The sequence below is a fragment of the Pseudoflavonifractor gallinarum genome (genome assembly GCF_014982855.1).
In the GTDB taxonomy this organism is placed as follows: Bacteria; Bacillota; Clostridia; order Oscillospirales; family Oscillospiraceae; genus Pseudoflavonifractor_A; species Pseudoflavonifractor_A gallinarum.
On sequence record NZ_JADCKF010000005.1, the window covers coordinates 96234 to 108858 of the forward strand.

The 12625-nt window shown below is 61.0% G+C and carries 13 protein-coding genes; 10 read left to right on the forward strand and 3 right to left on the reverse strand.

Features of this window, described 5'->3' with window-relative positions; genetic code table 11:
* The first annotated feature begins 365 nt into the window (after positions 1–365).
* Positions 366–2048 carry a dihydroxy-acid dehydratase gene (ilvD, locus tag INF37_RS06900; RefSeq protein ID WP_193537296.1) on the forward strand — a complete coding sequence of 561 codons (1683 nt, stop codon included), beginning with the start codon at positions 366–368 and terminating at the stop codon, positions 2046–2048.
* Positions 2049–2389: 341 nt separating this feature from the next.
* Here the strand turns inward: ilvD and INF37_RS06905 are convergent, their stop codons facing one another.
* The 3 genes from INF37_RS06905 to INF37_RS06915 all read right to left on the reverse strand — a co-directional run bounded on the left by INF37_RS06905 (position 2390) and on the right by INF37_RS06915 (position 5572).
* Positions 2390–3520: a DUF4317 domain-containing protein gene (locus INF37_RS06905; RefSeq protein WP_193537298.1), complete on the reverse strand. Its 1131-nt coding sequence runs from the start codon at positions 3518–3520 to the stop codon at positions 2390–2392.
* A 238-nt stretch (positions 3521–3758) separates the two neighbouring features.
* Positions 3759–4901 (reverse strand): HAMP domain-containing sensor histidine kinase, encoded by a 1143-nt coding sequence (locus INF37_RS06910; RefSeq protein ID WP_193537300.1) that lies wholly within the window; start codon positions 4899–4901, stop codon positions 3759–3761.
* Complete coding sequence (locus tag INF37_RS06915) at positions 4898–5572, reverse strand: response regulator transcription factor (RefSeq protein ID WP_193537454.1); 675 nt, start codon at positions 5570–5572, stop codon at positions 4898–4900. The genes INF37_RS06910 and INF37_RS06915 overlap by 4 nt, the downstream gene beginning before the upstream one ends.
* Before the next feature lie 131 nt (positions 5573–5703).
* Between INF37_RS06915 and INF37_RS06920 the strand changes: the two genes are divergently transcribed.
* The 9 genes from INF37_RS06920 to INF37_RS06955 all read left to right on the forward strand — a co-directional run bounded on the left by INF37_RS06920 (position 5704) and on the right by INF37_RS06955 (position 12591).
* Positions 5704–6042 carry a hypothetical protein gene (locus INF37_RS06920; protein ID WP_193537302.1) on the forward strand — a complete coding sequence of 113 codons (339 nt, stop codon included), beginning with the start codon at positions 5704–5706 and terminating at the stop codon, positions 6040–6042.
* 18 nt (positions 6043–6060) lie between these two features.
* Positions 6061–6378 (forward strand): hypothetical protein, encoded by a 318-nt coding sequence (locus INF37_RS06925; protein ID WP_193537304.1) that lies wholly within the window; start codon positions 6061–6063, stop codon positions 6376–6378.
* A gap of 13 nt (positions 6379–6391) precedes the next feature.
* Positions 6392–6523 (forward strand): CD1871A family CXXC motif-containing protein, encoded by a 132-nt coding sequence (locus INF37_RS15870; RefSeq protein ID WP_252192538.1) that lies wholly within the window; start codon positions 6392–6394, stop codon positions 6521–6523.
* The gene (locus tag INF37_RS06930) at positions 6516–7391 is read left to right on the forward strand and encodes a 4Fe-4S binding protein (protein ID WP_193537306.1); all 876 of its coding nucleotides are present in this window, start codon (positions 6516–6518) and stop codon (positions 7389–7391) included. The genes INF37_RS15870 and INF37_RS06930 overlap by 8 nt, the downstream gene beginning before the upstream one ends.
* Positions 7384–7917, forward strand: a complete 534-nt coding sequence (locus INF37_RS06935; protein ID WP_193537308.1) for a TlpA family protein disulfide reductase — start codon at positions 7384–7386, stop codon at positions 7915–7917. The genes INF37_RS06930 and INF37_RS06935 overlap by 8 nt, the downstream gene beginning before the upstream one ends.
* A gap of 118 nt (positions 7918–8035) precedes the next feature.
* The gene (gene catA, locus INF37_RS06940) at positions 8036–8653 is read left to right on the forward strand and encodes a type A chloramphenicol O-acetyltransferase (RefSeq protein ID WP_193537310.1); all 618 of its coding nucleotides are present in this window, start codon (positions 8036–8038) and stop codon (positions 8651–8653) included.
* A 58-nt stretch (positions 8654–8711) separates the two neighbouring features.
* Positions 8712–9269 (forward strand): DNA-3-methyladenine glycosylase I, encoded by a 558-nt coding sequence (locus INF37_RS06945; protein ID WP_193537312.1) that lies wholly within the window; start codon positions 8712–8714, stop codon positions 9267–9269.
* A 29-nt stretch (positions 9270–9298) separates the two neighbouring features.
* Complete coding sequence (locus INF37_RS06950; protein ID WP_193537314.1) at positions 9299–9925, forward strand: GNAT family N-acetyltransferase; 627 nt, start codon at positions 9299–9301, stop codon at positions 9923–9925.
* Between the two features lie 281 nt (positions 9926–10206).
* Positions 10207–12591, forward strand: coding sequence for a LuxR C-terminal-related transcriptional regulator (locus tag INF37_RS06955; protein ID WP_193537316.1), 2385 nt, complete (start codon positions 10207–10209; stop codon positions 12589–12591).
* Positions 12592–12625 lie beyond the last annotated feature (34 nt).

Genomic DNA, 12625 nt, shown 5'->3' on the forward strand with positions numbered 1-12625 from the left:
AGGGGCGAGGCGCAGTCAATTTGCATGAAGGGGAGAAAACCCATGCCGCAGGAAGGGGTTGCGGTCTTATGACCGGGGAAATGACCCGCCGGTGGACCGGAAAAGAGATAGGCCCATGGATGGAAAAACAGCAAATCGACGGAAGTGAAAAAGAGGGTTGACACACGCCCCAAAACAGGGGGAGTAGACATAACCATATATAATGTGTCAAGTACCCCCAAAAATTTTATGAGAAAGGGAAAAAGAGCGGTTGACGCGGCGGGGCGAGAATGTTACTATATCAAATGTCAAATTCGCATATATAAAAACGATTCGTATATCGGAATTTTGTGAGAGATAAACGGATGCAGAGAGGAGAATGTATAATGCATCGCAGTGAGAAAATTCTGCGCGGAATCGACAACCAGTACTACAGAGCGACTTACAAGTCCATGGGCTTTACGACCGAAGATCTGAAGCGGCCCATCATCGGTATCGCCAATGCCTGGAGCGAGTGCGTGCCCGGACACTTCAATCTCCGGCAGGTGGCCCAGCGGGTCAAGGACGGCATTTACCGGGCCGGCGGTACGCCGGTGGAGTTCGGCGTGATCGGCGGCTGTGACGGTATGGCCCAGGGACACGACGGCATGCACTATATCCTGCCCTCCCGTGAGATCATTGCCAACTCGGTGGAGTCCATGGCCCAGATCAACCTCTTTGACGCCATCGTGCTGCTGGGCTCCTGCGACAAGATCGTGCCCGGCCTGCTGATGGCGGCCGCCCGTCTGGACATCCCCTGCATCCTGCTGCCCGGCGGACCCATGGAGGGCGGCATCGTGTTCGACGGCCGTCAGTCCGACCAGACCTCCAGCGCCGAGGCCTACGGCATGCTCTCGGCCAACAAGATCACCGAGGAGGAGTATAAGGTGCTGGAGGAGTGCTCCTGCCCCACCTGCGGCTCCTGCTCCTACCTGGGCACCGCCAACACCATGTGCTCCCTCTCCGAGGCTCTGGGCATGACCCTGCCCGACGGCGGCATCGTCCCCGCCTCCTCGGCCGCCCGTCTGGCCGTGGCGGAGGAGACCGGCATCAAGATCATGGAGCTGCTGGAGAAGGGCATCACCTCCCGGAAGATCATCACCAATGAGAGCATCCGCAACGCCATCAAGGTGTGCCTGGCCATGAGCGGCTCCACCAACGCGGTGATGCACCTGACCGCCATTGCCCACGAGGCTGAGCTGGACATCGACGTGCTGGAGGAGTTCGGCACCCTGTCCAAGACCACGCCCCAGGTGGCCAAGATCAACCCCGCCTCCAAGTACAACATGGTGGACTTCTACCGGGCCGGCGGCGTGGTGCGCCTGATGAGCGAGATGTCCTCCATCCTGGACACCGACCAGATGACGGTCAGCGGCAAGACCGTGGCCGAGAACATCGCCGGCCACCGCTACCTCTATCCGGTGGACCGCCGGGTCATCCGCACTCTGGACGATCCCTTCGGCTACACCGGCGGCGTGGCCGTGCTGCGGGGCAACCTGGCCCCCGACACCGGCATCACCAAGCCCGGCGCCTTTGACAAGAGCCTGCATCACTTTGTGGGCGAGGCCATCTGCTTCGACTCCGAGGAGGAGGCCGAGGAGGCCATCATCGCCGGCAAGGTGCGGGAGGGCCACGTGGTGGTCATCCGCTACGAGGGCCCCAAGGGCGGCCCCGGCATGCGCGAGATGTTCAAGGCCATGAAGTACCTCTATGGCCGCGGCCTGGCTCTGACCACCGCGCTGATCACCGACGGCCGGTTCTCGGGCACCAACAACGGCTGCTTCGTGGGACACATCTCTCCCGAGGCGGCTGAGGGCGGCCCCATCGCCATCGTGCAGGACGGCGACAAGATCGAGATCGACGTGGACAACAGCAGCCTGAACCTGCTGGTCAGCGAGGAGGAGATCGCCGAGCGCCTCAAGCGCTGGAAGCGTCCCGAGCCCAAGTTCAAGAAGGGCTATCTGGGCCTGTACTGCAAGCTGGCGGCCTCCGGCGCGAAGGGCGCCATCATGGATTACAGCCTGCTGTAAGACAAATCAGACCGAAATACACAATCAAGAGGGCCGGAATGCGATCTGCATTCCGGCCCTCAGGCTGTCGATAAAGTGTATTTCTGCGATTTGTGCAGCAAGAGCCTCGCAGAGTTTCGCCGTCCGCAGACGGCGGAAGAGTGTCAAATCGTGTTTTCCGGCGGCATGTACGTCGGAAAACACACTTCTCAGGCCACAAGTGTGCGAGCGAAAGCGAGTGCGCGCAGCGGCCTGCACCCCCTCGAAAAAATGCTTGCATTTTTGAGAAGCATGTCGAAGTTTTTCGACATGCTGGAGGACCGGAATGCGATCTGCATTCCGGCCCTTTTTTGCACTTCATATCAGGGAATGTGGATATTCACGCCGTTGACCTCCACGCCCTCGTCGGCGCGGATGAGGATGTACTTGACGCCGTTGATGACCCGGGTCTCCACCAGATCGCCCCGCTCCGGGTTGACCCGGATGGTGACGTTGGGGGTGCGCACCTCAAAGCGCTTGGGGTCCACCAGGTTCTGGGGGGGCAGCTGGGTGTCCGAGCCGAAATGGGTGTCGAACTTGGTGTCGAAGAGGGCCATCTGGGTCTCGTTGACGCCGCAGGAGCCGAGTATCTGCCTGACCATGTCCTTGGTCATGACCAGAGGCTCCTCCTCCTTGTTGAGCTTGTGGGCCTCGATGAGGTCCCGGATCTGCTCATGGACGGCCTGGACCGCATCAAAGCTGCAATCGTCCTCCAGGGTCTCCTCCAGAATGCTCTGGAAGGCCTCCTTCTGCTCGTCGGCAGGCATGGGGAGGGTGCGGGAGAACACGGCCTCCACGAACGAGGCGTGGTTCTCGGCGCTGTTGCGGGTGTAGTAGAGGGTGTTATAGAGGTTGGTGCTCCGGTCGTCAAAGGAGGGGAAGATGAAGCCCAGCTCCGGGGTCGAGACCAGCCAGTCGGAGGTGCGGTTGTGGAAGGCATTCTCCGCCACATAGTAGCTCAGGGCGGGCTTGGTCAGCTTGATGGGGCAGACGCTGCACAGAATGTAGGAAAAGACCTCGGAGGAGGCGTCGGCCTGGGTATCCCCGTCCTTGGAGCGGTAGGGGACATCGTAGGTGTCGTGGGCCAGCAGGATGAGATAATTTCCCTCCAGCGCGGCGGACTGAATGACCTTCTGGAAGAAGGTGTCCACCGCCTCCTCATCCTTCAGGGAGGAGTCACGCAGAGCCATGAGCAGACGGTGCTCCTCACTGTTGACCACCTGCTGGGTGTCAAAGGCCAGGTCGATCAGATTTTTGCCCAGGCTTCCGCTGAGGGTGCGCTTGAGGATGGAGAGAAAGGTGTCGGTCTCCTCCTCGGACATCATGGCGAGAGACTGGTCGAAGCGGGCGACGATCTCCTGATTTTCATTCACATAGCAGCCGCGGATATGGGTGATATTGCTCTTGTCCTTGCGAAAGCGGCGGCGAATTTCAGCAACTTCTTTTTCGTTCATAGGGAACCTTCCTTCTATCTATCATCGGTCAATGGAATGCGGCAGAGAAGGTAAGAGGACAGTGTCACAGAACATGAAACATCCCCACCTCGTGGGAGAGGTGAGGGGGCGGGGCCGGCTTGTGCGGCGGTTTCTCATGCGCAGATGGAGTGCTTCAGACCTTCGTGATTCCGGACCGATCCGAGGCACCCCGGATCGGTCCCATTATTTTACCATATGGGAGCGGACTTTTGCATCATCAAATTTTACACTGCGCCTCCTCCGGGCAGGGCAGCACCAGGAGAAAACGGCTTCCACCGCCCTGGACCGCCTCCGCCCGCACGCTGCCGCCGTGGAGCTCCGCAATGGCCCGCACCAGGGAGAGGCCCAGCCCGGCCCCGCCCAGCTGCCGGGAGCGGGATTTGTCCACCCGGAAAAAGGGCTCAAAGATCTGCTCCCGGAACTCCGGAGGGATCCCCACCCCCTCGTCGCAGACCTCCACATGGGCATATGCTCCCGCGCGCGTGGCCCGGACGGTCACGGTCCCGCCGGGACGGTTGTATTTGACGGCGTTTTCCATGAGATTGAAGAGGGCGCGCTCCAGCAGGATGGCATTTCCCAATACCGTTACAGGTTTGCACTCCAGTTGGATGGCAATGTTCTGCGCCCGGGCCGCCCCCTCCAGGGTCCCGGCCACCTGGGTGAGCAGCGGGGAGAGATCCACGCGCGCGCTGCGCTCCAGATCGTCCAGGTTGGTGAGGGAGAGAAGGTCGTTCACCAGAGCGGAGAGCCGCTCCGTCTGCTCCTCCAGTACGTCCAGCAGCGCGGCTGTCTCGGGCGTGGTGCACAGCCCCTTCTTCCGGAAGAGGGCCATGCGGGTCTTGAGCACAGCCAGGGGCGTGCGCAGCTCATGGGCGGCACACTGGGCAAACTGCTTTTGCTGCTGGAAAGCCCGGCTGAGGTTTTGGGACATCTGGTTGAAGGAAACCGTCAGTCCGGCCACCTCGTCCCCGCTGGCGGGCACGGGAAGAGGGGGGTCCAGGTCGGAGGCGGTCCGGCTGCGGATCTGTTCGTCCAGCCGGCGCAGGGGGGCGAGTGCCTTCCCAGTGAGCCAGTAGACCATCAGGCAGCCGCTCACCACGATGATCCCCATGGCGGCCACGCTCTGCATCCGGAAGGTCTCCCGGGCGGGGCGGCTGACCGCCGCCATGGGGAGCTGGGAGAGCGCTCCCGTCTCGCATGCGCCGATCGCCTGGGCCGGCTGAAGGGGGGTGGCCTCAATGGCGTCAGCCATCTCATAGGCGGAGTAAGTATGGCTGACGGTCAGCAGCAGGCAGCACACGGCCAGCAGCACGCCGCAGACCAGCGTCACCCGCAGACGCAGAGAGATCTTCCGGCTCAAGTCCTCACCTCCAGACGGTATCCCTGTCCGATCTTGGTCACGATGGGGTCATAGCCCAGGGCGGTGCGCAGCTTTTTCCGCAGGGAGGAGATGTGCATCCGCACCGCGTGGCTGAAGGGGTTGGAGTCGGCCTCCCAGATGTGCTCCAGGAGCTCCTCCTGGCTGACCGCCTGCCCCGCCCGGAGCATGAGATACTCCAGGATCCCAAATTCCTTGCGGGTCAGGGAGAGGGGGAGACCCTCGGCGGAGATCTCCCTCCGCTGGGTATCCAGCGTGAGTGGCCCCACCACGAGGGCCGTATCCCGGGAGGCAAAATCCCGGCGCAGCAGGGCGCGCACCCGGGCTTCCAGTTCCTCCAGGGCAAAGGGCTTGGTGAGGTAGTCGTCCGCCCCCAGGTCCAGTCCGGCCACCCGGTCGGCCAGGGTGCTCCGGGCGGACAGGATGAGCACCCGCAGCTCGGGCTTTTCCCTGCGGACCGCCCGCAGGATATCCAGCCCGTCCATGCCGGGCAAGTTCAGATCCAAAATCACCAGATCGTAGGACTCCACCAGAATGCGCTCCCAGGCCTCCAGCCCGTTATAGCAGCGCTCCACGGTGTAGCGCTCCAGCTCCAGGTCCTCGGCGATGTCGTCGCACAGCTGGCGCTCGTCCTCTACCACGAAAATCTTCATCACAAAACGCCTGCTGTTTTTCTCCTATGGTAACACAGTCCCGGTCAAATCTGTGTCAAGAACTTGACAGGGACTTGACACGCTCTATGGTATCATGTCCGGCGTCAAATGAAAACACAGGAGGAATCCCCATGAAACAAAACGCGATTCTGGCCGGCGCGCTGGCGCTGTGCCTGACCCTCTCCGCCTGCGGGAGCAAGGCCCCCAGCCCGGAGGAAGTGGAGGCGGCCATCCGCGACGGCTCGGTGACCATCGAGGACGCCCTGGACAAGGGGTGGATCACCCAGGAGTGGGCGGACAGCTATCTGGAAGAGCGCTCGGTCCCTGCGGCGGACAAAATGGCCGTGAACAAGGTGGGCGCATTTGAGACGGAGACCCTGACCGGAGAGACCTACACCGGGGCGGATCTTCCGGACACTGCCTTTCTGGTCTTTCTGGACCCGGAGGACCCCGGAGCCGCGGATTTCTAAACCGGACTGGTGGATGCGGTGGAGGATGTCCGCGCCGCGGGGGCGGACATCGTGGTGTGCAGCAAGGGGGACATGGACCATGAGCTGTTCCAGGGCGCGCCCTTCCCGGTGGTGGCCTACAACGAGTCCATGCAGGAGGCGCTGGCCCAGAATGACGAGATGGCCTCGGAGATCCCCTGTGTGGGCGTGTGGTATGTGAACGGCTCCCTGATCTCCGCCTGGACTTCCCAGGTGGAGGCGGAGGATCTGGCGGCCTCCGCGCCCAGCTTTGTCGCCATGGCCCAGGAGGACGACCCCTCCGGGGAGGATGGGATGGCCGCCGCTGCGATGGGATGAGAGGAGCGGGACGATGAAAAAGATCCCGGTCTGCCTTCTGCTGGCTGCGGGCGTCCTGATCGCCGCGGGCATCCTGCGCGGGGAAACGGCCACCGTCTGGAACAAGGGCATCAATCTGTGTCTGGAGTGTGTGGGCATTGGCTAAACAACGGAAAACAAGCGGACGGTGGAAGATCCAGGCGGCGGCAGCCCTGGCTTCCAACCCCTTTCTGCTCCATTTTTTCAGCGGGAAATTATACCGGGGGCGGCTGAAAAGCCTCTGTGTGCCCGGACTCAACTGCTACTCCTGCCCGGCGGCGGCGGGCTCCTGCCCCATTGGATCGCTGCAGGCGGTCATCGGCGCGCCGAAATATCAGGTGTCCTACTATATCATGGGAATCCTGCTCTTCTTCGGCGTCCTGCTGGGGCGGGCGATGTGCGGCTTTCTGTGCCCCTTCGGGTGGTTTCAAGAGCTGCTCCATAAGATCCCCACGAAAAAGTTTGGGACCCGCCGGCTGCGCTGGCTGACCTATCTGAAATACGGTATCCTGGTCCTCTTTGTGATCGTGCTGCCCATGACGGTGGTCAATGAGGTGGGACTGGCTGACCCGTTTTTCTGCAAGTACATCTGCCCCGCCGGGATTCTGGAGGGGGGCATTCCCCTGGCGCTGGCCAACGAGAGCATCCGGGCCAGCCTGGGGGCGCTGTTCACCTGGAAGAGCTGTATCCTCCTGGGTGTCATCCTGCTGGCCGTCTTTTTCTACCGGCCCTTCTGCAAGTGGATCTGTCCTCTGGGGGCCTTTTACGGCCTGTTTCACAAGGTCTCCCTCTACCGCCTGTCGGTGGATGGGGAGAAGTGTACTGCCTGCGGCGTGTGCAGCCGCGTGTGCGGCATGGATGTGGACGTGTTCCGCCATCCCAACCACGCCGAATGCATTCGGTGCGGGGACTGCATCCGGGCCTGCCCCCACCAGGCCATCCAGAGACAGGCCCCCTGGATCATGAACGAAAAAAGGAGCACAAACCATGGATAAAAGAATTGCTACCCTTCTGACCACGGCCCTGGTTCTGGGGCTGAGCGCCTGTTCCTCTTCCGACGAACTGGTCTCCAAGACGCCGTTTCCCACCTTCTCCGAGGTGGACATGGAGGGAAATGAGGTGACGAACGACATCTTTTCCGAGTACGACGCCACCATCGTCAACTTCTGGAACAACGGCTGCGGCACCTGCATCGAGGAGATGCCGGAGCTGGAGGAGTATTTCCAGGATTTTCAGGAGAAGAACATCAATCTCATCGGCGTGGCGTCCGATTCCGGCGAGAGTGAAGAGCAGCTGGAGACCGCCCGGAAGATTTTGAAGGAAAAAGGGGTCACCTACACCAATCTCTCCCCGGACCCAGACCAGGCGCTCTATACGGACTTCATCTCCCAGCTGGCGGGATACCCCACCACATACGTGATCGACAGCGAGGGCAACATCGTCGGCGCGTCCATCATCGGGAACGTAAAAGCCCAGGAGGACACCCTGAACGCCCGCCTGGAGCAGGCCATGGACGGCTGAGTCCCTGGCGGTCAGGCCGAAAAACCGGGTCATATCCGTCGTCTGGACTGGTATGACCCGGTTTGTATGCTATAATAATAGATCAGAGACAAGAGAAGGAACTGGAGGCGGGAGCAACATGGAGTTTATACCGGTCGATCTGGACACCTGGGCCCGAAAGGAGCACTTTGAGCACTACTTTCACCAGGTGCCCTGCACATATAGCATGACGACAAAGCTGGACATCACGCCGCTCATCGAGGCAAAGGAGCGGCTTTATCCGGCCATGCTCTACCGGATCGCAAAGGCGGTCAATCAGTATCAGGAGTTTCGCATGGACCTGGGGCCCGACGGGACGCTGGGATTTTATACGGAAATGCATCCCTGCTACACGATTTTCCACCGGGACAGCGAGACTTTCTCCAATCTGTGGACCGAATACACCGACGATTACGAGGCCTTCTGCCGGGCCTATCAGCAAGATCTGGAGCAGTTCGGAAGCTGTAAGGACATGATGGCAAAGCCGGACGTGCCGGTCAACACCTTCCCGGTCTCCATGGTCCCGTGGGAGAGCTTTGAGGGATTCAACCTGAACCTGCAAAACGGCTACCGCTACCTGCCCCCCATTTTTACCATGGGGAAATACCAGCGAGACGAGCGCGGCGTGTGGCTGCCGCTGTCCATTCAGGTAAATCACGCGGTCTGCGACGGCTTCCACGTCTGCCGGTTCATCGCTGCGCTGCGGGAGATGCTCTGAAGAGCTTCCACCCTGTAGTCAGACGGACGGAATGGAGAAAGAAATGGAGCGTGGTCATATGACGGAAAAAATCAGATGCAGCTGGGCCAATCCCAAGAATCCTCTCTATATCCGCTACCACGATGAGGAGTGGGGCATTCCCGTCCACGACGACCGGAGGCTGTTTGAGATGCTGGTTCTGGAGGGCTTTCAGGCGGGCCTCTCCTGGGAGTGTATCCTCAATAAGCGGGAGGCATTCCGCCGGGCCTTTGACGGCTTTGATCTGGAGAAGGTCTGTGAGTACGACGCGGAAAAGCTGGAGGCACTGAGGCAGGATCCCGGCATTGTCCGGAACAGGCTGAAGATCCGCGCCGCGGTAAAGAACGCCAGGATTTTTCGGGACATGCAGCGGGAGTGGGGGAGCTTTGATCGCTACCTCTGGCACTGGACGGAGGGGAAGCGCATCCATGAGACCGGACAGGTCCGCTCCGAACTGTCCGACGCGGTGTCTGAGGATCTGAAGCGGCGGGGCATGAAGTTCGTGGGGAGCGTCATCATCTACTCCTATCTGCAGGCGGTGGGCGTGATCGACTCCCATGAGGAGACCTGCTTTTGCAGGCAGGGAAAGAGAGCATAACTTCGACCGCACCATATCGAGGAGGAACTATGAGACAGGACAATATCATCATCCGCCGGGAAACACCGGCGGACTACGCTGCCGTAGAACATCTCACCCGGGAGGCCTTCTGGAACGTATACCGCCCCGGCTGTCTGGAGCACTATGTGGTCCATGTGCTGCGCCGGGACCCGGACTTTGTGCCCGAGCTGGACCTGGTCATGGAGCGGGACGGAGCGCTCATCGGCCATGTGCTGTATATGCGCGCCAAAATTGTGGCCGATGACGGCCGGGAGATCCCCATGATGACCTTCGGGCCCATCAGCATCCGCCCGGACCTCCAGCGGCAGGGATTGGGCAAATATCTGCTGGACGAGTCCATGGAGCGGGCCAGGGAGTTGGGGGCGGGGGCCCTGTGCATCGAGGGCAACATCGACTTCTACGGCAAGTCCGGCTTTGTAGTGGCCGGGACCCGGGGCGTCCACTACCACGGGGAGCCGGAGCAGGAGATCGTCCCCTATGTCCTGCTCAGGGAGCTCCAGCCGGACTTTTTGAAGGGCATCACCGGGGTCTACCACACGCCGAAGGGCTACTATGTGGATGAGGCCGCGGCGGAGGAATTTGACCGGAACTTCCCGCCCAAGGAAAAATTAAGGCTGCCGGGACAGCTGTTTTGATCCGGGCGCATGTGAAGATCGGCCGCAGGAAAAACTGCGGCCGATGTTTCATATAGGGCGGATCGGAGTGCATGGAAAGGAACGATTCCGAAGACGGAAGGCGCCTCTGCCGCAGCCGCACCGCGCTGCCCGCTTCCCCAAAATCCCCCTTTCGAGGGAGTGACAAGGCCCCCCTTTTTTCCTATAATAAAAGATAGGAACGGGGTGAGCAAATGGATACGCTCTATTTTTCGCAAGATATCCAACAGAAACTTTCTCACATCTATCAAAGCAGTCTGACCATGATCGAAGCGCCTGCGGGCTATGGGAAAAGCACGGCGGTCCGCTGGGCCATGCGGGAGATTCCTCACGAGCAGGTCCACTGGTTCACAGCGGTGAGCTTTTTGCAGGACACCAGTCTGGACTGGTTTATCCGGCAGATCGGCACCCTGGACGCGGACGCAGGCGCCGCACTGCGGGGGCTTGGCTTTCTGAACCGCAGCAATGTCAGCGCCGCTGCGGACATCCTGGCCCGCCTTTCGGTCTCCTCACCCTGCTATCTCATTTTGGACAATTTTCAGCTGATCGGCGACAACTGGCCGTTGCCCCTTCTGCAGGCGATAGCGGACCGGCCCCGGGATGGCCTGCATGTGGTGCTGATCTCCCAGAACTTTAAAAAGCTGCGGGCCGTCTTTGAAAGCAGCTCCGGCGTCTCCCGGCTGAATTCCCGGGATTTTCTGCTGGGCAAGAAGGACATCCTGCAATATGCCCAGCAGCTGGGCCTGAACCTGACCCGGCAGCAGGCCGACATGGTCTACCGCAATACCGAGGGCTGGGCCGCCGCGGTGGCCCTGTATTTGAAGAGCTTACAGGACAATCCCGACAAGCTGCCGGAATTTCACGATATGGACGGGCTGCTCCACGAATTTTTCTGGCGGAAAGTCTCCTGTAAGGAGCAGGAGATGCTGCTGCGGGTGGCGGTGTATGACTGCATCCAGGAGGAACGGCTGCCGGACATTGCCCCCGGCCAGGAGGCGGCTTTGCAGAACCTCCTGGTGCGCACGCCTCTCATGCACCACGACATCCGGGCCAGAACCAGCTATCCCCACGAGCTGCTGCGGCATTTCCTGCTGGAGATGCTGGAATCCATGCCCCCGGACTTCCGCTGTCAGGTCTATGAGGCCGCGGGCACCATCTACCGCCGGACCGGGAACAACAAAAAGGCCGTGGAGTGCTTTTTCCAGGCGGGCAACGACGAACAGCTGCTTTCCTGCGAGCTGGTGGGGCTTCTGGGGGAGACCTTCGGCTCGATCCCCTACACCGCCCTGGCCCGCAGGGTGCTGCAGCGCTGTCCCCGGGAGACATTGGCCCAATACCCCCTCTCCATGCTGCGGCTGTGCCTGGCCCTGTTTGCAGGCACGGATTTCCGGGGCTTTGAAGCCGCGCTGGAGGAGAGCCGGGAGATCCTGGCGGAAAACGGCAGCCGGCAGCTCATGTGGGAGTGGTATCTCCTCTCCGCCTTCCGGGAGTTTCCCGACATCCCCCGCATGAAGGCATGTTACCAGGAGGCTGCCGCCTGGATGAGCGAGCCCTCCCGGCTCTTCAACCGGCGGGAGCCTTATCTGTTCGGCACCACCTCCATGTGGTATCTCTTTTACCGCACACCGGGGAAGATGATGGAGACGGCAGAGGCGCTGCGGGACATGCTGGAGGTCTACAATCCCCTCACCGGCAATCACGGGGCCGGGGCCTATGAGCTCTACCTGGGCGAGGCCCTCAGCGTCCAGGGGCGGTTTGACGAGTCGGACATCTACGCCCACCGGGCGGCGCTGCTGTCGGAGCAGTGGCAGAACGCCACGGTGACCTACGGCGCGGCCCTGCTGCTGGGCATCAACGCCATCTACCAGTCGGACATGATCTCCCTGCAGAAGGCCATCGAATATCTGGAGACCAAGGCCCTGGCCTATCCCTTTTTGCAGCACACCGCCATCAACACCCAGATGGCGGAGACCGTCCGTACCTATCTGCTGGGCCTCATGATGGAGCCGGACCGCTCCGCGGCCTGGGCCAGAGGGGCGGCGGACATGCTGGGGGACCTCACCTTTACGAATTTCATGGCCAAGACCAACCGCATCACCGACCTGATTTTGAAGAAGGAGTACAAGCGGGCCATTGCCAGCGTAGAGGCCTCCCTCCAGCTGGACAGCCGTCTCATCTCCCTGTCCACGCGCAATTTCATGTGTGTGGGCCTATCCCTGTGCTACCTGTCCATGGGGGCGATCCCCCGGGCGGTGGAGTGGCTGGAGCAGTCCCTGTCCCTGGCGGAGCAGGACAAGAACTATACCTTCCTGGCCTGCTTCCGAAAGTATCTCTCGGTTTTGTTTCTGCTTCCCTCCATCAAAAAGAAGCATGAGACCGCCATCGCGGAGATCAAAGCCATGGAGATCCACTATACCAGGGCGGAGGAGAGCCGGATCTTTGCCATGCTGGAGAAGTACCCGGATCAGATGACCGAACTCAGCGAGCGGGAGCGGGAAGTGGCCCGGCTGGCGGCGGAGGGCCTGCGCAACAAGGAGATCGCCCAGCGCCTCTTCATCTCGGAGGAGACCGTGAAGAGCCATATCCGCAGTATCTTCAACAAGACCAACATCGACCGCCGGAGCAAACTGGTGGATCTTTTGAAATAACTCCCCCCAAAATCCCCCTTTCGGGGGATGTGCG

Bases quoted from the DNA above. Each gene is read 5' to 3' on its own strand.
- INF37_RS06935 (WP_193537308.1), top strand. From the start codon at position 7,384: ATGGATAAAAGAATTGCTACCCTTCTGACCACGGCCCTGGTTCTGGGG.
- INF37_RS06915 (WP_193537454.1), bottom strand. From the start codon at position 5,572: ATGAAGATTTTCGTGGTAGAGGACGAGCGCCAGCTGTGCGACGACATC.
- ilvD (WP_193537296.1), top strand. From the start codon at position 366: ATGCATCGCAGTGAGAAAATTCTGCGCGGAATCGACAACCAGTACTAC.
- INF37_RS06950 (WP_193537314.1), top strand. From the start codon at position 9,299: ATGAGACAGGACAATATCATCATCCGCCGGGAAACACCGGCGGACTAC.
- INF37_RS06945 (WP_193537312.1), top strand. From the start codon at position 8,712: ATGACGGAAAAAATCAGATGCAGCTGGGCCAATCCCAAGAATCCTCTC.
- catA (WP_193537310.1), top strand. From the start codon at position 8,036: ATGGAGTTTATACCGGTCGATCTGGACACCTGGGCCCGAAAGGAGCAC.
- INF37_RS15870 (WP_252192538.1), top strand. From the start codon at position 6,392: ATGAAAAAGATCCCGGTCTGCCTTCTGCTGGCTGCGGGCGTCCTGATC.
- INF37_RS06905 (WP_193537298.1), bottom strand. From the start codon at position 3,520: ATGAACGAAAAAGAAGTTGCTGAAATTCGCCGCCGCTTTCGCAAGGAC.
- INF37_RS06955 (WP_193537316.1), top strand. From the start codon at position 10,207: ATGATCGAAGCGCCTGCGGGCTATGGGAAAAGCACGGCGGTCCGCTGG.
- INF37_RS06920 (WP_193537302.1), top strand. From the start codon at position 5,704: ATGAAACAAAACGCGATTCTGGCCGGCGCGCTGGCGCTGTGCCTGACC.